The sequence below is a fragment of the Rapidithrix thailandica genome (assembly GCF_039710355.1).
Classification (GTDB): domain Bacteria; phylum Bacteroidota; class Bacteroidia; order Cytophagales; family Flammeovirgaceae; genus Rapidithrix; species Rapidithrix thailandica.
In genome coordinates this window covers 182551-201232 of sequence record NZ_JBDKWZ010000009.1, presented here as the reverse complement: position 1 = coordinate 201232, position 18682 = coordinate 182551, and the positions used below count along the sequence as shown (strand labels likewise).

The following is an 18682-nucleotide window of genomic DNA, read 5'->3' as shown; positions in this document are numbered from 1 at the left end:
TTACAAAGTTAGTTTTTTCCAAAGAAAAAAGCAGCCACCTGCCTTTAGGTAGCTGCCTGTCCTCCTATTTTAATTCATTTGTCAAATTACAACTTAAGCTTTTATAACTAAAAACTCATTCAGTATTTCTTTGGCTTGCTCAACGGCATGCTCCAAAGAATCATTTAAAATAACCTTTTCAAAATCCTTTTCAAAAGTTAGTTCGTATTCGGCTTTAGCAATGCGTTTTCTAATACTTTCCTCAGAGTCCGTATTCCTTGAGCGCAACCGCCTTTCCAACGTTGCCACATCGGGAGGTTTGACGAAGATCCCCAAGGCCTGCTCTTGATAAGCTTTTTTAATACTTAAGCCCCCCTTCACATCAACATCCATAACCACCACTTGGTGATTTTGCCAAATTCTTTCTATCTCTGACTTTAAGGTACCATAAAAAACACCATCATATACTTCCTCATACTCCACAAAGCCTCCTTCTTGGATATTTTGTCTGAAAGTGGCTTCATCCAGAAAATAATAGTCTTTTTCATCTACTTCCCCCGTTCTTTTAGTCCGGGTAGTTGCCGAGATTGAAAACGTCAATTCCGGATAGCTTTCCAATAATTTTTTTACAATGGTCGTTTTGCCGGCCCCTGACGGAGCCGAGAAAATTACTATTTTCCTGTTCACTTCTTTGTATGCTAAAAGATTAATTAATGTACTTGCCGAAAGAGAGATCTGCCCGGATCACAGGTAAAAATTAAATAACCTGTGGATATAGCGTGCCTGACCTCACTACTCTATCTGCAAATAACTAAAGTAGTACAGTAAAAAGCCACTGATTTACTCAAAAAAAGAAAAGCCTGATCTTGTCTTTGGTGGTGATCTGGCAATTAAGATTCCAGTATTTTCGCCCGAATCTGATTAGCTAATTCTGGTGGAGGAGAGTTTTTGGAGATCTTGTTTTTAATAACAGCCACGGCTGATTTCTCGATCTCATAATAGTTTAGACAGTGTTTGCATTTTTCGTAGTGATCTTTGAATAACTGCTCTTCTTCTGAGGTTGCTTCTTCATCTACGATTAGTTGAACTAATTCAACAAATTTTGCGCAATCCATCACTAATGGTTGCGCTTCCAAAGCTCGCAAGTTGTTTTCCATTGTTGTTTTTAAAATTATTACCTCTTAAGTGGTGCTTGTTAAGCTTTATAACCTAAAGTAGCTGCGTACTTTTTCAGTTTGTCTTTTAGTAAGTTTCTGGCTCTATGAAGGCGTGAACGAACCGTCCCGATAGGGATGTCCAAGATCTTTGCCATTTCTTCATAGGTAAAGCCTTCTAAATCACACAAAATTATAACAATTCTGAAATCTACGGCAAGAGAATTTAAAGCATTGGTCACTTCATCTCCTATACGGTTTTGCATGGTTTCTGAGCGGAGATCGATGGTAATATTATGGTCAGCGTCTTCAGAATTGTATATAGTCTCTACTTCCTGATAATCAATTTTAGCCGGCTGTTTACTTTTCTTACGGTAATCATTGATGAAGCTGTTCTTCAAAATCCTAAACAGCCAGGCCTTGGCATTTGTTCCTTTTTCGAAAGAAGAAATAAATCGATACGATTTTAAATACGTATCCTGCACCAGATCCTTTGCATCTTCTTCGTCCAGTGTAAGTTTAAAGGCAAAATTATACATAGAGTCTATATGGGGCATAAACTCATTTTCAAATATTTCTACCTTTTCTTTTTCAGAATACCGGTTTTTTGACTTTTCTTCCATCGATACAGCTGCCATTTTTTATCAGAGTTAGTTAAAAGTAAGACTTTACTTAAACAAGATAAGTGAATTTGGATAAATATTAAAGGCTTCCTGTAAAAAATCTTGCACCACTTAAGATTTATTTGCGAGCCCCCTAGTATTGTGAACGGATATGCTTGAAATAAGATGAGAAATTAACCCTTTTTAACGTTTTTTTCACATTTCATTTCCCAAATCCATTTTTTTCCAAAATTTTATTTCATTCCGAATTACTAAAAATAATTACCAAAAAACTCTTAAAAACATATTATATAACTGCTTTATATTCCATCTGAACAGGCTTGAATCGGTACCTGAACTGGGACTGCTTATAAAATTTTACCCAGGACTAAATTACTTGTTATTAATTACAAATTTATAGGTAAATATTATTAAATCACATGGGTATTCCTAAGCGGAAACCCGGGGATTAATTTGCTTTACAAGCCCTCTTCAATGAGCAAAACCCTTTACTTTAAAGACAGTATTTCACATGTAAGAGTTGGACTAAATCTTCATATTTTCACGAATTTGTATACAACATCCATCCAATTTTCCATCGGAACAAAGCATATTCTACCTTGTTCTTTTTCTCTTTCAAATAGAAAAATTAAGACTCCCCCTCCTTCTCCGTTGATTTTTTTTGTTTTTTTCCTGGAAAAGTGATTTTTTTTCTACTTTTCTGAAAAACAATTTGTAAAAACAAAGTGTTTAAGCTTCTCAACGATAAATTGTACATTGAAAATTGTAACTTTGTGCGGTCTTTTAAACCCTTCTGTATTTTGAGGGGCCTTCCCTAAGTCAGGAAGGATTTGACAGGATATCTGAAATTTTTGGATGTCTTCTTTTTTTAATCCTCAAAGTATAGACTTCATCTGCTTTGAGTTCAACTTGCTAATAAGCAATATCCTGGAGAAAAACTTTTAGAAAAATGTTGATAGAGCCTGGAAAACTGCTTGCCCAAATTGATTCTCCGAAAGATCTGCGGGCAATGAATAAAAGCCAATTGTTTGAGCTGTGTTCGGATCTGCGGCAATTTATCATAGACAACGTATCCATTTACGGAGGACACTTTGGTGCAAGTTTAGGAGTGGTTGAATTAACCGTTGCCATGCACTATGTTTTTAACACTCCTTACGACCGGGTGGTTTGGGATGTAGGACATCAAGCCTACGGACATAAAATATTGACCGGACGCAAAGAACAATTTCATACCAACCGGGTCTATCAAGGGCTTTCCGGCTTCCCACGCAGAGCCGAAAGTGAATACGATGCTTTTGGTGTAGGACACTCTTCTACATCTATTTCGGCAGCTTTGGGAATGGCTATCTCTTCTAAACTCAAAAACGAGGACCGCCAACATATTGCTGTCATCGGGGATGGGGCCATGACCGCCGGCCTGGCATTTGAAGGGATGAACCACGCAGGGGTTTCCGATTCAAACCTCCTGATTGTTCTCAATGACAATTGCATGTCTATCGACCCTAATGTGGGTGCCTTAAAAGATTATCTCACCGACATCACTACATCCCATATATATAATAAAGTTAAAGACGATGTCTGGCATTTGTTAGGCAAGATCAGTAAAATTGGTCCGACGGCCCAACAATTAGTTTCCCGGGTAGAGCATATGATGAAATCCGCATTGCTCTCCCACAGCAATTTGTTCGAATCGTTGAACTTGCGGTATTTCGGTCCGGTAGACGGGCACGATGTCAATCACCTGGTGGACATTATGGAAGATATGAAAAATATCCCCGGGCCTAAATTGCTACATTGTGTAACTGTAAAAGGGAAAGGGTTTGCTCCGGCTGAGAAAGACCAAACCAAATGGCATGCCCCCGGAAAATTTGATAAAATCACCGGGGAAATCAAAAAGAAAACCTTTGATGCCCCTCAAGCTCCTAAATATCAAGTGGTATTCGGGGAAACTTTGGTGGAACTGGCTGAAAAGAATGAGAAAATTGTAGGAATCACCCCTGCCATGCCTTCCGGTTCGTCCATGAACATTATGATGAATAAAATTCCGGAAAGGGCTTTTGATGTAGGCATTGCCGAACAACATGCCGTGACGCTATCGGCAGGAATGGCTGCCGAAGGCATGATCCCATTCTGTAATATTTACTCTTCTTTTATGCAGCGTGCCTATGATCAGGTAATCCACGATGTCTGTATTCAGAACTTACCGGTGAACTTCTGTCTGGACCGGGCAGGATTTGCCGGAGCCGATGGAGCTACCCATCACGGTGCGTACGACTTGGCCTACATGCGTTGCATTCCCAATATTATTATTGCATCCCCTATGAATGAGGCTGAGTTGAGAAACTTGATGTTTACCGCTCAGTTGCCACGAAACGAAGGCGCTTTCTGCATTCGCTACCCAAGAGGGCAAGGAATCATGCCTGACTGGCGAACTTCTATGGAAGAAGTAGGCATTGGAAAAGGTCAAAAAATCCAGGATGGCGAAGAAGTTGCCATTTTAACCATTGGTCATATTGGCAATTATGCAGTGGAAGCTTGCGAAATATTAGCCAAAGAAGGGGTACACCCGGCTCATTACGATATGCGTTTTGTCAAACCTTTGGATGAAGAACTGCTGCATGAGGTGTTTTCTAAATTTGACAAAGTGATCACCGTAGAAGATGGTTGTATTATGGGAGGTTTTGGAAGTGCCGTGCTGGAGTTTATGGCGGATCATGGTTACCAGGCCAAAGTGGAGCGTTTGGGTATTCCTGACAGCGTGATCGAACAGGGAGAACAGATCGAATTGCAAAAAGAAGCTGGCTTTGATCCTGAAAGTATCGCCAAAGCCGTAACGCAATTGATAGGTGAAACAGTGGTGTAATCAAGATAGAAGCACAGTTTCGAAAATATAAAAATTAACGCTGGTAAATACAGCAAGCAATATAATAAGGCTCTTGATTTGTGAAAAGGACATCTTTTCCGGATCAAGTGCCTTAATTTTTTTTTCATATTCTTATGAAGCTCACAAACGAAAATTCTCCTGACTGGTTTGACCTTACTTATCTACAAAAAGGTACTCCACGACAACAAAAAGCTTATCAAGCCATCCAACTGTCAAAAGTTTTTTCCCATCTAAAACCTTACTCTCCTGTATTGGCAGGCACTATTCCCTTGGGGATTGATACCGAAACCAGCGATTTGGATATTTTATATTGTACAAACAACTTGAATGCTCTTTCAAAGCAAGTTTACTCCCTTTATCAACATTATGATGAATTCTCCATACGGCATCAGAGTATTCGAGAACAACAGGTTGTGGTTACAAATTTTTACTTCTCGGGCTTTGAATTTGAGATATTTGCTCAAAATACAGCCTCCCATTCTCAACATGCATACAGGCATATGGTTCAGGAATATCGACTATTAAGGCTTTTCGGAAACCCATTGAGAGAGTTGGTTTATCAACTAAAAAGACAAGGAGTCAAAACAGAACCTGCCTTTGCCCAATGCTTACAACTAAAAGGTGACCCCTATTTAGCATTGTTGGAAATGGAAAAAATTCCCAATAAGGAAATAATGAATACCTATAAAGAACTGCTGAAACAGTAGAAGCCATAGCTTTAAATTAATGTATTTACAACAGTTATTTCTCTTCTGCCTCCACCTCTTTTCAACAGGCGTTAAAAAAATCTTTGTCAAAGAAGGATTATTTATTAATTTTTAGCTTGCAAAAATTTACTGTTTACCAAAATCAGTAAAAACTATCCTACCAACTCAGGCCAACATTCTCTTCGGAGAGCAACAAGTAGTACATACAACTTAGATAAAAACCCGGTAGGATTATACAGAGTCAAAAGGAGCATTTATTCAACGTAATAACTCCTCCCGTTTCTTGACTTTGTGTAATCCCTGTATGCGTATATCTCAACTTCAAACTACCTTCTGGTAATCAGTCTATTAATAGATAAAACTGCTTTCAAAAATGAAAGTGAATGAATCTGGAGGTTACATAACTTCCTGAAGCTCTAAAAGTCTCTCTTCAAACAGATTACCCGGAATCATTGTAAACAAAAACATCTTTTCACCACAAAAACAATTTATCCATGAATTCAACCAATACGGTTTCTGAAGAAAAAACCAGCTTAAAGCGCACCCTGGGCCCATTGATGCTCTGGGGACTGGGGGTCGGCTATGTCATCTCCGGGATGTACTTCGGCTGGAACCTGGGCCTGGCCGAAGGTGGCACCTACGGGCTGGCCATAGCCACGGTGCTTATCATTATCATGTATGTTACCTTCACGCCCGGCTACACAGAGTTGGCCTGTGCCATCCCCAAAGCCGGAGGTGCCTTTGATTATGCCACACGGGCTTTTGGCAGTCATTGGGGGTTTATCGGGGGAATGGCCCAAAACATCGAATTTATCTTTGCCCCTCCGGCCATCGCTTTTGCCATTGGTGCGTATTTCCATATCTTTCTACCTTCCGTCCCGGTAGTCGTCATTGCTATTTTGGCCTATTTACTTTTCACTACCCTGAATATAGTCGGGGTAAAAGCTGCGGCCACTTTTGAATTGTTGATCACTATTCTGGCCGTAGCTGAGCTTCTTATTTTTGCAGGCATTACCATCCCTCATTTTGAAATGGCCAACTTCCAGGCAAACCCACTACCCAAAGGATGGACCGGTATTTTTGCAGCCATGCCTTTTGCCATTTGGTTTTTTCTTGCCATCGAAGGCATCGCCAATGTTGCCGAAGAAACCATCAATCCGCAGCGAAATGTCGTATTAGGCTTTGGCTCGGCCATGCTGACTTTGGTTATTTTATGCATCCTGACCTTCGGCTCTTCCGTGGGGGTGGCCGGATGGGAAGCCATTGTTTTTCCCAGCCCCGGTGCCGAAGCTTCGGACTCCCCCCTGCCTCTGGCCTTAAATCATATTGTCGGACAAGATGACATCATGTATCACTTATTAGTCACGGTAGGTCTATTTGGCCTGGTTGCTTCTTTTCATGGAATTATCTTGGCGGCCGGGCGATCCACTTATGAATTCGGTCGGGTGGGGCATGCTCCTCGAATTTTAGGAAAAGTACACAAAAAATTCAAAACGCCTTCGAATGCACTCCTCTTAAATATGGGAATCGGTATCATCGCCTTACTGACCGGGAAGACAGCCGAAATCATCACTATCGCCTGTTTCGGAGCCCTGAGTCTATACATTATTTCTACATTGGCGTTGTTTAAACTTCGTCAGTCCGAACCCAACCTGGAGAGGCCTTTCAAAACACCACTCTACCCACTGTTTCCGGCCATTGCCTTGCTCATTGCCTCAGTGGCCATGGTTTCCATGATTATCTACAATATCGAATTAGCCTTGATTTATTTCGCGATTTTGCTCATCTGTTACCTCGGCTTCCGATTTTTTGTTATGAAATCAAAGGAAACTCCTAAAACGGTTTAACCCAACGCCTTACTTCTTTCTTAGCCTGGATTGTAAAACAGAAACATAGCTTTCTGTAGCAAAACTCAGGTCTTTAATTTTAGCCATCTAAAAATACCCACCATGGATCAACAACAAATTATAGAATATATCAAGAATCACCCTTCCGGAAAAGTAAAACTGGCTATCACCGATATTGACGGAATTTTACGAGGCAAAGTCATTCGAAAAGAAAAATTCCTCTCAATAATCGAAGGAGGATTTGGATTTTGCGATGTGGTATTCGGTTGGGATGCCGCTGATGTTGCTTATGACAATGCCCAATACACAGGTTGGCATACAGGCTATCCGGATGCGGAGGCCCGTCTGGATTTAGCCACGTTTCGAAAAGTTCCCTGGGAAAATGAGCTTCCTTTCTTTTTAGGTGAATTTGCAGACATCCACGGTACTCCATCTCCCATATGCCCCAGAAATTTGCTCAAAAAAATAAATAAGCGTGCAGAAGAAGCGGGATTTACACCCACCTTTTCGCAAGAGTTCGAATGGTTTAACTTTCAAGAAACTCCGGATAGTTTACAAGAAAAGCAGTTTCGGGATATTCGTCCGATAACCCCGGGCATGTTTGGCTACTCAATATTAAGAAGTTCTTTGAAAGGAGCCTTTTTCAATGACTTATTTGACCAATTAGAAAAATTTAATGTGCCTTTGGAAGGATTACACACCGAAACCGGGCCAGGGGTTTACGAAGCCGCCATTATGTATTCAGGAATTATAGAGGCTGCTGACCGGGCGGTGTTATTTAAAACCGGAACCAAAGAAATCGCCTACCGTCATGGAATTATGGCCAGTTTTATGGCTAAATGGAATGAGCAATTACCGGGATGCAGCGGGCACGTACACCAAAGCCTCTGGGATGCCGGTCAGAAAAGAAACCTCTTTTATGATGAGTCGGATACGCATGGTATGTCTGAGTTGATGAAACACTATGTAGCGGGTCAATTGTATTGCCTTCCTCATATTTTGCCTTTTTACGCACCTACCATCAACAGCTATAAACGCTTGGTAGAAGGAGCTTGGGCCCCTACTACATTGACTTGGGGATGTGACAACCGGACTACCGCCTTACGCACATTGAACGGAAGTAAAAAAGCTTCACGCCTCGAAACCCGGGTGGTAGGCTCCGACTCCAACCCCTACCTGGCAATGGCGGCCTGTCTGGCCAGTGGCTTATACGGAATTCAACATAAATTAAAGCTCGAGCAACCTCAAACCATAGGCAATGGGTATGAAGACTTTCGCCATGGCACCTTACCCAAAAACCTTAACGAAGCGACTCAAGCCATGAAAAACTCGGAAATCTCCCGGGAATTATTCGGAGAGGAGTTTATCGATCATTTTGTTCGCACCCGTGAGTGGGAATGGCGGCAATTTGCCCAAGTAGTGACCGATTGGGAACTGAAACGCTACTTTGAAATCATATAAGAAAATAGCCAAAGGGAGCGTATAGCATCGCTAATTATTTCTCCTTGCCAAGGTTTATTAAAATAAAAATCAATACCCACTAATCATTGTAAACTTCTATGACTGATTTTCACAAAATCCATCAGTACAACTTTCCTACCGTGGTACGGTTTGGAATCGGAGCCATACAAGAACTTGGCCCTCATTTAAAAACCCAACAATTGCAACAACCTTTGCTCGTCACCGATCCGGTGATTGCAAGCTTAGACTTCTTCAAAAAAATTGTCTCAGATCTTTCATCTCAAGGTTTAAGGCCGGAGGTTTATCACGGTGTATCTAAAAACCCTGTCAAGTCAGATGTTCTTAAGGGAGGGGAAGCTTTTCAAGAAAATCAATGTGACGCCATCGTAGGTATTGGGGGTGGAGCAGCTTTGGATGTGGCAAGGGCGATTGCCTTGCGCATTCACCACCACCGCGATTTGTTTGACTATGACGATCTGATCGGAGGCGATCAATACATTACCGGAGAGGTTCCCTACTTTATTACCGTACCTACTACCGCTGGCACGGGCAGTGAAGTCGGGCGAAGTGCCATCATCTCCGAAGACGATACCAAACGAAAACGGATTTTATTCTCTCCGAAACTTTTGGCCAAAATCGTCTTTGCCGATCCGGCCCTCACCTTCGATCTGCCTCCTTTCGTGACCGCTGCTACCGGTATGGATGCCCTCACACATAACATGGAAGCCTACCTGGCCAAGGGTTTTCACCCCATGGCCGATGGGATTGCCCTGGAAGGGATCAAACTCATTGCCAGCTCTCTGGAACAGGCTGTAAAACAGCCGGACGATGTTTCCCGCAGCAAAATGCTCCTGGCTTCCTTGATGGGCGCGGTCGCTTTTCAAAAAGGATTGGGGGTCGTTCACTCCCTGGCCCACCCCCTCTCTTCTCTCTTGGATACTCACCATGGGCTGGCTAACGCCATTTGTTTGCCTTACGGCATGGAATTTAACAGCGAGGGTTTGGAAGACCGATTCGTTACCATGGGACAAGCCCTCGGCATCGAACAGCCCGACAGCAAAAAAGTAGTAGAACATCTTTTCCAATTGAATGACCGCCTGGGCTTGCCTGCCAAGTTAAGTTCACAAGGCGTAAAACCGGAACATATAGAAACCCTGGCCGACTTGGCAGAGGCGGATTTCTGCCATCCGAACAACCCCAAACCGGTGACCCGGGAAGATTTCAAACAACTATATCTGAAAGCATTATGATCAAAATCGGTGTATCTTCTTGTCTGATGTACCCGGATGTGGAGCGGACGGTATTCGGCCCCAAGCACCTTTGCTACCTGGAGCGGGACATGGCCCGCTACCTGGCCCGGGAAGAGGTAATGCCTTGGCTGATCCCCGATCTGGAAGGTAAGGCCTTGGAAAATTTTCTATCCGAAATGGACGGTTTTGTCTTTCAGGGGGGCTCCGATCTGGCTCCACAAACCTATGGGGAAGCGCCTATTCTCAACGGTCGCTGGAAGGGCGATGCTTACCGGGATACCTATGAGTTGAAAATTATGGAATATGCCATGAAGCACGAAAAACCCATCTTTGGTATTTGCCGGGGTTTTCAACTGATGAATGTTTTTTTCGGAGGATGTCTTTATCAGGATATCGCCACACAAGCCCCCGAAGCCCGGCAACACCGCGATGCCATACAATATGACCAGGTACATCATGAAGTTGCTTTGGTAAAAGACAAGTTACTGTCCAGTCTCTATCCCGGAAAGGAAAAAGCGATGGTCAACTCGGTACATCATCAGGCGGTCAAATCCCTGGGGAAAGATCTGGACGTGCTCGCCTATAGCCTCCCGGACCAACTGGTGGAAGCCTTTTGCTGGACCGGGGCTCAGGAGGGCAAAGTATTAGGCGTACAATGGCACCCTGAATTTACGCCTAATTCCACCACGCCATTGTTGGATGAAAATGTACTGTACAAGCACTTTTTAAGCCATTGTGGGATGTAAATAAAGAAACAGTTTGTCATTCTAAAGTCTCTCATAAAACTGTTCCTGTTAGAGAAAAATTAAGATCATTGAATGTTATCACAAAAAAGGACAAACACTTATGCAAATTATAAATCCGGCAACTGAAGAACTCATTGCCCATCTGGATGAGGACAACAGTACTCAAATCCAGACAAAATTTGAAAAAGCCCGGCAAGCACAAAAAAGCTGGGCTCAGTTTACCCTGACTGACAGAATTGAAGTCCTCCGTAAATTTTACGAATTACTGGCTGAATACAAACAATCACTGGGGGAAATTCTAACCCGGGAAATGGGCAAGCCTTTGGCCCAAGCCTATAATGAAATCAACGGGGCACGGGGCAGGATCGAGTTTTTTCTGGAAAATTCAGCGAATTACCTAAACCCCGAAACAGTATGGAAAGAACCTGGTTTGGAAGAAAAAATCGCTTACGAATCTTTAGGCGTGATCGCCAATATCTCCGCCTGGAATTATCCTTATCTGGTCGGGGTGAATGTATTTGTTCCCGGACTGATAGCCGGAAATGCTGTGCTGTACAAGCCCTCGGAATTCACCACTCTTACCGGCCTGGAGATTGGTAAACTGCTCCATCAGGCCGGAGTACCCGAAGAAGTTTTTCAAGTCATCATCGGTGGAAAGGAAGCCGGAGAAACACTCTTATCATTGCCTTTGGACGGTTATTTCTTTACCGGCTCTTACAAAACCGGAAAGTACATTTACGAAAAAGTAGCTTCCAAAATGGTTCCTTGCCAGTTGGAACTAGGCGGCAAAGACCCCGTGTACGTACTGGACAGCAATGAAAACATTCCAGGCATAGCCCGGGGAATAGCCGATGGGGCCTTTTATAACAATGGGCAAAGTTGCTGTTCCGTAGAGCGGATTTATGTACATGAAAAAGTCTATGAAGATTTTGTAAATGCTTTTACCGAAGAAGTCAAATCCTATAAGATCGGTAACCCGGAAGAAACAGGTGTGTATGTAGGCCCCTTGACCCGAAAGGAGCAAATCTCCGTGCTGGAAAACCAGGTGCAAGATGCTTTGGACAAAGGGGCGCAACTGCTTACAGGAGGCAAAGCGTTGGACAGAAAGGGTTATTACTTTGCCCCTACCGTATTGGTAAATGTCAATGCTTCCATGCTGGTGATGCGGGAAGAATCTTTCGGGCCCATTATCGGCATTCAAAAAGTAAGTAGCGATGAAGAAGCCCTCGCCTTGATGCAAGATACTGAGTACGGATTGACGACCGGGGTCTACACCCAGGATACGGCCAGAGCCGAAAAACTTCTCGCCCAACTCGACAGCGGCTCCGCTTATTGGAATTGTTGTGACCGTGTGAGCCCCCGTCTGCCCTGGTCCGGAAGGCGGCATTCCGGCCTGGGTGCCACTCTCTCCCATCTGGGAATCCGGGCATTTACTAAGCCCAAGGGCTATCATCTGAGAAACAGCTAAAAGGTTGCGATAGCTTATTTTTCAATCATTGTGAAGTGTGTGGTGATGGAGCACTGCACACTTCATTAGTTTTCATAGAAAGTATCAATAGAAAATAGAGATTAAAAAATCCTCCCTGCTATGAGCATGACACGCCCCCGATAATTGCTTTCTAACGCAAGTTTTTATCTTTGTGCTATTCATACAGATAACGAATAAAAGAAACTTAATCATTTAACCGATCAAGAAATGTTTGACCAATTTAAACCTGTTCTGGAAAAAGAAATTGCGGACATTAAAGAAGCCGGATTGTACAAAAGTGAACGAATCATCACTTCTCCTCAAGGGGCCGAAATAAGCCTGGCAGATGGAAAAAAAGTTATTAACTTTTGCGCCAATAACTATTTGGGACTTTCTTCTCACCCGGCAGTTGTAGAAGCGGCTAAAGCAGCCATCGATACGCACGGTTACGGAATGTCATCAGTACGGTTTATTTGCGGTACACAAGATATTCACAAAACCCTGGAAGATAAGATTTCCGAATTCCTGGGCATGGAAGATACAATTTTATATGCTGCGGCTTTTGATGCCAATGGCGGTATCTTCGAACCCCTCTTAGGCCCTGACGATGCCATCATTTCCGATGAATTAAATCATGCTTCGATCATCGATGGGGTACGCTTGTGTAAAGCAAAACGTTTCCGCTTCTTGCATAACAATATGGACGATTTGGAAACGAAATTAAAAGAAGCGGATGCTGCCGGAGCCAAGCAAAAAATCATTGTAACCGATGGCGTTTTCTCTATGGACGGTACCATTGCCCAACTGGATAAAATCTGTGACCTGGCAGATAAATACGGGGCCTTGGTAATGTCGGATGAATGCCATAGCACTGGCTTTATGGGAAAAACCGGTAGAGGAGTACACGAACATTGCGATGTAATGGGCCGAATCGATATTATCACCGGTACCTTAGGCAAAGCATTAGGTGGTGCATCCGGAGGATTTACGGCTGCCCGGAAAGAAATTGTAGACCTCTTGCGCCAACGCTCCAGACCCTATTTGTTTTCAAATACTGTCGCTCCTTCCATTGTCGGTGCTTCTATCAAGGTATTGGATTTACTGACCGCTTCCACCGAGTTGAGAGACAAACTGGAAACCAACACCAAGTATTTCCGTGAGCAAATGACGGCTGCCGGATTTGACATTACTCCTGGCGAACATCCTATTACGCCCATCATGCTTTACGATGCGCCTCTTTCTCAGCAATTTGCCGAAAAATTATTGGAAAAAGGTATCTATGTTATTGGCTTCTACTATCCGGTAGTGCCAAAAGGCAAAGCGAGAATCCGGGTACAAATTTCGGCTGTTCACGAAAAAGAACACCTGGACAAAGCCATCCAAGCATTCACCGAAGTTGGAAAAGAATTAGGCGTGTTGAGATAAAACCATTCATTAACTCCAAAAGCCACCCTAATGGCAAGGTGGCTTTTGGAGTTAAGAGTTTCGAGATTAAATTAAGTTGTATTACCTCACCGCCTTCAACCAGGCCTGGGCCATCAACTCTGCTCCGGCCAAAGAGGGATGAACCCCATCGTGTGTCCAATATACGCCAGGGGCTTCTTTTTGAGCCTTATCGAAAATGCTTTGGTAAGGGATAAATACCGCATTGAACCGCCCGGCAATCTCCCTGGCTGCTGCCCTGTATTCATCAAAAGCCGGATACCAGCTATCATCCACCGCCCGGATGCCTTTGACGGCAAAAGGCTCCCCGATAATCAACTGTACATCCGGTAATTTCTCTTTCGTCCTTTCCAATAAAGCTATCAAATCATTCCGATACGTTTCAATGGTTCCTTTATAATTATTGGTCAATGTATGCCAGAAATCATTTACCCCAATCAATATGCTAAGGACATGAGGTTGTAAATCCAAACAGTCTGTTTCCCAACGTTCTGCCAATTGAAACACCTTGTTCCCACTGATCCCTTTATTGAATACTTTCAAATCCTTTTCCGGATGACTGTGGAGCAAAGAAGAAGCAGCCAGCAAGGCATAACCGGAGCCCAGGGAGTTGCTATCATTGTATTTCGTATTGTCTCGGTTCCGGCCGGCATCTGTGATGGAATCCCCTTGAAAAAGCACCGTGCCTCCTTGGGATAAACTTACTTTTTTAGCTTGAGTATTGGCATAAACAGAAGAAATGATATTGGGAATGGCCACGGACACGGCACCTGCTACAGTGGCCTTTTTGAGAAATCCTCTTCGACTATTTAGTTGATCTTGATCCATAAGTACTGAAGTTTATGTTTTTCGTTTTAATAAACTTAGTATTGAGAAAATTATAAACCAAACAAGCCCAGAATTTTACCTGGGCTTGTTCACAACAATTATTTCTAATGCATGTAAAATCGTCTTATAATGAAAGCTCCCTAAGACTTACACGCTTTCTTTCGATGGTAGTCCCCCATTGCTTGGGTGCGTTTTTGGGTTCTTGTACCCGGGCTGGTGAATTAACAATGGAATACACCGCTTTGGCTAACAGAGGGTCTTCCAAACTTCCGAAAGGATGGAGTTGCGGACCTTCGGTCACTTCCATACCCGGATTCGGTGCAAAGCCTGCGGTATAGTCGGAATCACCGGCACTATTGTATGTTTTCACGATAATCGGCTGCATACCCCATTTGATTTTTTGGGATTCGTCTTTGATAGTAATCGAACCCACATTTTTTCCATAAGTCGTTTCTCCTACCAAAATCACCGTCATATACGGCTTCAGGCAGTTGATCACCAGCTCGCTGGCGGAGGCACTGTTACCACTCACTAAGAAATATACCCGGTTGAGTTGATCACCAATATTTTCTTCCTTTACCTGAAATTTATCAATAAAAAAGTCTTCTCCGTATTCATCTTTCAATGCCTGCTCCAGGTTATCATTGTACTCTTGGCGCATCAAAATAGAATTTCCATCCACTCCTTTGGCAATTAAGCTGGCCAAGTTATTGGCGGAAGTTTGTGCTCCACCCGGATTATAGCGTAAGTCTACCACCAACTCTTCTACCCCTCTGGACTTGAATTCGGCAAAAACCTGATCCATTGCCTGATCGTATTGTTTGTCTTTGCTTCCGTGTGGCCCGGGAATAAACTGATTGTACAAAAAGTAACCGATCTTCCGTCCTCCCTCCGTAAATATTTTATGCGTATATACCGGGTTGGTTTGCCATACGACACTCGTCAGGTTAACGGTTTCTTCATTTTGTAAACCGATCAAGTCTCCGTTTTCATCAAATTCTCCTTGCGCTTTGGTCAGAGAAAAAGCATCCTGGCCAAACAAGTCAAAGACATTGTTTTTGTTCAGTGACTGACCGTCAATTTTAATCACAAAATCTCCCCGTTGCAAACCGGCATTTTCGGCAGGAGCCCCCGACTCGGTATACAATACTTGTCCGAAAACACTCACCCCATCCTGATCCAGGTACCAACGCACCTCCATACCGGTGGATTTGCTTTCTCCATTGATAGAGGCTAATAATGCTTCCGCATCATCCACAATAAAAGAAAAGCGATCGCCTTCGGGATTGGTCGCTTGATCGTAAGTATTCAGCAACGAGTTAAAGAATTGCTCTGGCTGAAGGTTCATGTTCGGACGTTCAGGGATTTTATCATTCCAATAATAATAAAGGTTCATATTCTCAAAAATCCACTCATTTACCCCTTTTTCCGGATCAACATCATCATCTTTACACGAAAAGGACAATCCTGCCAGTAATAAGCAGGCCCATACTAATTGGTGATTTAAACGAAATTTCATGTAGCTTCTCTGTGGTTTAAGGTTTTTAGAATTTCACATTCTATAATTAGAAGCTATGAAGGTACATACAATTGGGGATTTTCATAATGGTACGTAAAAAAAATCTGTACTCTGCCATTTCCTTCTTTACCAAATTTTCAATAAAAAACTCCGTCAATAAGGAACTGACGGAGTTATAATCTCTTATTTTTTCAAAGGTTATTTCCATACTTCGGCATTGGCCTTGGCAAACTCTTCAAAAGAAGTTCCTTTTTCTCCGGTGATCTGCTCCAAATCCGGAGTCGGATTTTCCGTATAACCCGCCCGTACAGCGCTGTACAATACTCCCAGATAATCTGCCTCACTTTGAGGCAAACCGGCTGCCACACTTCCTTCAATCATTTGCTCTTCGGTAATGGCTTGATAGCGGATCGTTTTTCCACTGACTTTCGAAAGAATTTCGGCTGCTTGTTGATGATCAATACTTGAAGACCCGGTCAAGGTAAACTCCTTATTCTTATGCTTTTCATCCAGTAAGGTTTGTACCACTGCTTTGGCAATATCTTTTGTAGAAATAAAACTGGTTTTCGCATCTTCTGCTGCCAAGGCAAATCCTCCGGTATGTTGAATCATTCCGGCAATAAACCCTCTGCTAAAATTCTCCATAAAAAAATTAGGCCGCAAAATGGAATACGGAATCCCGGCATCATATATAAGCCGTTCCACTTTTCTCAAAGGCGCTTCTTCATTCAAATTCACCCCTATAGCTGAAGTAAATGCCAACCGGTTGATTCCTTTTGCTTTGACCGCCTCAATAAACGCACGCAGCTTTTGCGGGGCTGTTGCATCCAATGGAAGAGCAACCAGAGATACCACATCCACATCCTTCAATGCGTTGTCAAAAGTTTCCGGTGTTTCAAACTCAAATTTTACAGCTTGCACATTGGCGGCCGGAGCTTGGTATTTTTCGGGATGACGGGTAGCTGCTTTTACATTAAAACCTTTAGAAGCCGCTTCTACTACAATATCCCGGCTTAAATTGCCGGTGGCTCCAATTACTAATATTGTTTTTTTCATGGTTAAAAAAATAAAATGTAATTAAAAATATGACAGTTATGATTTCAAAACAAAACACTTGACAAAAAGTGCTCCTACTTCCATTTTTTAAAATTCAAATCTTTCCTGAAAATCGCCGAGCGAAACGGCATGAAGCTGTTCCTCTACTACCTGATCCACTTCTGCAAACAGGTCGGTCAAATGTCGGTTGATTTGGTTTCCTACCGGACACTTAGGGTTGGGTTCGTTTTTCGCCAAACCAAAAATATGATTCTTCTTAATGGCTGTAAAAATATCTCCCAGGGTAATTTTGTTGGCTGCTTTGGCCAAACGCACTCCTCCCCCTTTCCCTTCCTTGCTTTCTACCAACTGATTTTTCTTCAAATTGCTTAATTCATTCCTGACCAATACGGGATTCATGTTCAAGCTTCCGGCAATATATTCGGAACTCAACCACTCTTCCTTTACACTGGTCAATAAGGTCAGAATATGTACCGATATGGCAAATTTGCTTTTGGTCATACTGTAATTTCACTAGTGACAGTACAAAAGTACGTACTACTTTTCTAGCAGGCAAGCAATTACTGAAATATTTTTCATGACAGTATTTTTTTTTACGTAAAAACATCCGAAACTACAAGTTCTGTCTAACTCCCAAATCTTTTTATTTTTGTAAAAAAACCACTTTCGACTATGTATATACCACCCACTAAACAGCGATGGCAAGGAAGGATTGATGTGCCAGACGGACAGGAGGGATACCGTTGGCATCAATATGTCAAATTATTAGATTTGAAGCAGGAGCGTATCCGGCTTACGGAGTCAGCAAAGAATACGATTGCTTTTTTGGGCTTTGCTTCTGACGAAGGGGTCAGACGCAACAAAGGACGTACCGGGGCCGTGATTGGACCGGACCACTTACGGAAAGCCCTTGCCAACCTGGCACTGCATAAATCTGAAAAATTCGCTTTGTACGATGCCGGAGATGTGGGGATAGAAAACCAACAATTAGAGTTTTCACAGGAATTGCTGGGCGAAAAGGTTGCCAAACTATTATCGCTGAAGGTTACCCCGGTATTGTTGGGTGGGGGACATGAAATTGCCTACGGGCATTTTTTAGGCTTGCGCAAACATATTCCCCAAACGGAATCCATCGGTATCATCAATTTTGACGCTCATTTTGATTTGCGATCCTACGAAACGGAAATGAGTTCCGGAACACCTTTCCGGCAAATTGCCGATCTCTGTAAGGAGCAAAACCAAGATTTTCACTATTGTTGCTTTGGCATCCAGGAAACCGGTAACACACAGGCTTTGTTTCGGAAAGCTGAGGAATTAGGTGTAAACTATTACCACCACCACCAATGCCAGTGGCACAATATTCACTACCTCGAAGAACAGTTGACAGCCTTTATTCAAAAAACAGATCACCTCTACGTCACAATAGATTTGGATGCTTTTTCCGCAGCTTATGCGCCTGGAGTGAGTGCTGCTAACGGTTTGGGTATCCATCCGGAAATTGCCTTACATTTATTGCAAAAAATCATCGAATCAGGTAAACTCCTTTCTTTAGACATTGCAGAACTCTCTCCTATCCACGATATTGACCAACGTACCGCCAAACTGGCGGCACAAATGATCTTCAGAGCAGTGATGCAACTGATCGAACAATAAAGAATACCCTTCCGGATTACAAAATCCGGAAGGGTATTGGATACGTATTCCTCCTTATTCGAAG

16 protein-coding genes are annotated in these 18682 nt (G+C 42.9%); 9 read left to right on the top strand and 7 right to left on the bottom strand.

Annotated elements, in window-relative coordinates; translation table 11 throughout:
- Positions 1 to 93 precede the first annotated feature (93 nt).
- From gmk to AAG747_RS16805, 3 genes are all read right to left on the bottom strand, one after another.
- Positions 94 to 666 carry a guanylate kinase gene (gmk, locus tag AAG747_RS16815; protein WP_346822367.1) on the bottom strand — a complete coding sequence of 191 codons (573 nt, stop codon included), beginning with the start codon at positions 664 to 666 and terminating at the stop codon, positions 94 to 96.
- 203 nt (positions 667 to 869) lie between these two features.
- Positions 870 to 1136 (bottom strand): hypothetical protein, encoded by a 267-nt coding sequence (locus AAG747_RS16810; RefSeq protein WP_346822366.1) that lies wholly within the window; start codon positions 1134 to 1136, stop codon positions 870 to 872.
- 38 nt (positions 1137 to 1174) lie between these two features.
- On the bottom strand, positions 1175 to 1756 hold the full coding sequence (locus tag AAG747_RS16805; RefSeq protein ID WP_430300658.1) for a sigma-70 family RNA polymerase sigma factor: 582 nt from the start codon (positions 1754 to 1756) through the stop codon (positions 1175 to 1177).
- A gap of 949 nt (positions 1757 to 2705) precedes the next feature.
- Here AAG747_RS16805 and dxs point away from each other — a divergent pair.
- From dxs to kbl, 8 genes are all read left to right on the top strand, one after another.
- A complete protein-coding gene (gene dxs, locus AAG747_RS16800; RefSeq protein ID WP_346822364.1) occupies positions 2706 to 4619 on the top strand; it encodes a 1-deoxy-D-xylulose-5-phosphate synthase in 1914 nt (637 codons plus the stop codon).
- Between the two features lie 134 nt (positions 4620 to 4753).
- Positions 4754 to 5347: a DUF4269 domain-containing protein gene (locus AAG747_RS16795; RefSeq protein WP_346822363.1), complete on the top strand. Its 594-nt coding sequence runs from the start codon at positions 4754 to 4756 to the stop codon at positions 5345 to 5347.
- 494 nt (positions 5348 to 5841) lie between these two features.
- The gene (eat, locus tag AAG747_RS16790) at positions 5842 to 7194 is read left to right on the top strand and encodes an ethanolamine permease (protein WP_346822362.1); all 1353 of its coding nucleotides are present in this window, start codon (positions 5842 to 5844) and stop codon (positions 7192 to 7194) included.
- A 102-nt stretch (positions 7195 to 7296) separates the two neighbouring features.
- Positions 7297 to 8655 (top strand): glutamine synthetase family protein, encoded by a 1359-nt coding sequence (locus AAG747_RS16785; protein ID WP_346822361.1) that lies wholly within the window; start codon positions 7297 to 7299, stop codon positions 8653 to 8655.
- A 98-nt stretch (positions 8656 to 8753) separates the two neighbouring features.
- Positions 8754 to 9905: an iron-containing alcohol dehydrogenase gene (locus AAG747_RS16780; RefSeq protein ID WP_346822360.1), complete on the top strand. Its 1152-nt coding sequence runs from the start codon at positions 8754 to 8756 to the stop codon at positions 9903 to 9905.
- Entirely contained in the window at positions 9902 to 10651 is a 750-nt protein-coding gene (locus AAG747_RS16775) for a gamma-glutamyl-gamma-aminobutyrate hydrolase family protein (RefSeq protein WP_346822359.1), read from the top strand. Before AAG747_RS16780 ends, AAG747_RS16775 begins: the two co-directional genes overlap by 4 nt.
- A 100-nt stretch (positions 10652 to 10751) precedes the next feature.
- The gene (locus tag AAG747_RS16770) at positions 10752 to 12119 is read left to right on the top strand and encodes an aldehyde dehydrogenase family protein (protein ID WP_346822358.1); all 1368 of its coding nucleotides are present in this window, start codon (positions 10752 to 10754) and stop codon (positions 12117 to 12119) included.
- Positions 12120 to 12347: 228 nt separating this feature from the next.
- Positions 12348 to 13544, top strand: coding sequence for a glycine C-acetyltransferase (kbl, locus tag AAG747_RS16765; RefSeq protein ID WP_346822357.1), 1197 nt, complete (start codon positions 12348 to 12350; stop codon positions 13542 to 13544).
- Between the two features lie 81 nt (positions 13545 to 13625).
- Here kbl and AAG747_RS16760 read toward each other — a convergent pair whose 3' ends face one another.
- The 4 genes from AAG747_RS16760 to AAG747_RS16745 all read right to left on the bottom strand — a co-directional run bounded on the left by AAG747_RS16760 (position 13626) and on the right by AAG747_RS16745 (position 17466).
- Positions 13626 to 14390: an SGNH/GDSL hydrolase family protein gene (locus AAG747_RS16760; protein ID WP_346822356.1), complete on the bottom strand. Its 765-nt coding sequence runs from the start codon at positions 14388 to 14390 to the stop codon at positions 13626 to 13628.
- Positions 14391 to 14514: 124 nt separating this feature from the next.
- Entirely contained in the window at positions 14515 to 15909 is a 1395-nt protein-coding gene (locus tag AAG747_RS16755; protein ID WP_346822355.1) for a S41 family peptidase, read from the bottom strand.
- Between the two features lie 198 nt (positions 15910 to 16107).
- Positions 16108 to 16965 (bottom strand): SDR family oxidoreductase, encoded by an 858-nt coding sequence (locus AAG747_RS16750; RefSeq protein ID WP_346822354.1) that lies wholly within the window; start codon positions 16963 to 16965, stop codon positions 16108 to 16110.
- A gap of 87 nt (positions 16966 to 17052) precedes the next feature.
- The gene (locus tag AAG747_RS16745) at positions 17053 to 17466 is read right to left on the bottom strand and encodes an Rrf2 family transcriptional regulator (protein WP_346822353.1); all 414 of its coding nucleotides are present in this window, start codon (positions 17464 to 17466) and stop codon (positions 17053 to 17055) included.
- A gap of 171 nt (positions 17467 to 17637) precedes the next feature.
- On the opposite strand from AAG747_RS16745, the gene hutG reads away from it, so the two are divergent.
- Positions 17638 to 18618, top strand: coding sequence for a formimidoylglutamase (hutG, locus tag AAG747_RS16740; RefSeq protein WP_346822352.1), 981 nt, complete (start codon positions 17638 to 17640; stop codon positions 18616 to 18618).
- Positions 18619 to 18682 lie beyond the last annotated feature (64 nt).

Coding starts and splice junctions, on each gene's coding strand:
- AAG747_RS16810 (WP_346822366.1), bottom strand. CDS start 1,136: ATGGAAAACAACTTGCGAGCTTTGGAAGCGCAACCATTAGTGATGGAT.
- AAG747_RS16805 (WP_430300658.1), bottom strand. CDS start 1,756: ATGGAAGAAAAGTCAAAAAACCGGTATTCTGAAAAAGAAAAGGTAGAA.
- dxs (WP_346822364.1), top strand. CDS start 2,706: ATGTTGATAGAGCCTGGAAAACTGCTTGCCCAAATTGATTCTCCGAAA.
- AAG747_RS16795 (WP_346822363.1), top strand. CDS start 4,754: ATGAAGCTCACAAACGAAAATTCTCCTGACTGGTTTGACCTTACTTAT.
- eat (WP_346822362.1), top strand. CDS start 5,842: ATGAATTCAACCAATACGGTTTCTGAAGAAAAAACCAGCTTAAAGCGC.
- AAG747_RS16785 (WP_346822361.1), top strand. CDS start 7,297: ATGGATCAACAACAAATTATAGAATATATCAAGAATCACCCTTCCGGA.
- AAG747_RS16780 (WP_346822360.1), top strand. CDS start 8,754: ATGACTGATTTTCACAAAATCCATCAGTACAACTTTCCTACCGTGGTA.
- AAG747_RS16775 (WP_346822359.1), top strand. CDS start 9,902: ATGATCAAAATCGGTGTATCTTCTTGTCTGATGTACCCGGATGTGGAG.
- AAG747_RS16770 (WP_346822358.1), top strand. CDS start 10,752: ATGCAAATTATAAATCCGGCAACTGAAGAACTCATTGCCCATCTGGAT.
- kbl (WP_346822357.1), top strand. CDS start 12,348: ATGTTTGACCAATTTAAACCTGTTCTGGAAAAAGAAATTGCGGACATT.
- AAG747_RS16760 (WP_346822356.1), bottom strand. CDS start 14,390: ATGGATCAAGATCAACTAAATAGTCGAAGAGGATTTCTCAAAAAGGCC.
- AAG747_RS16755 (WP_346822355.1), bottom strand. CDS start 15,909: ATGAAATTTCGTTTAAATCACCAATTAGTATGGGCCTGCTTATTACTG.
- AAG747_RS16750 (WP_346822354.1), bottom strand. CDS start 16,965: ATGAAAAAAACAATATTAGTAATTGGAGCCACCGGCAATTTAAGCCGG.
- AAG747_RS16745 (WP_346822353.1), bottom strand. CDS start 17,466: ATGACCAAAAGCAAATTTGCCATATCGGTACATATTCTGACCTTATTG.
- hutG (WP_346822352.1), top strand. CDS start 17,638: ATGTATATACCACCCACTAAACAGCGATGGCAAGGAAGGATTGATGTG.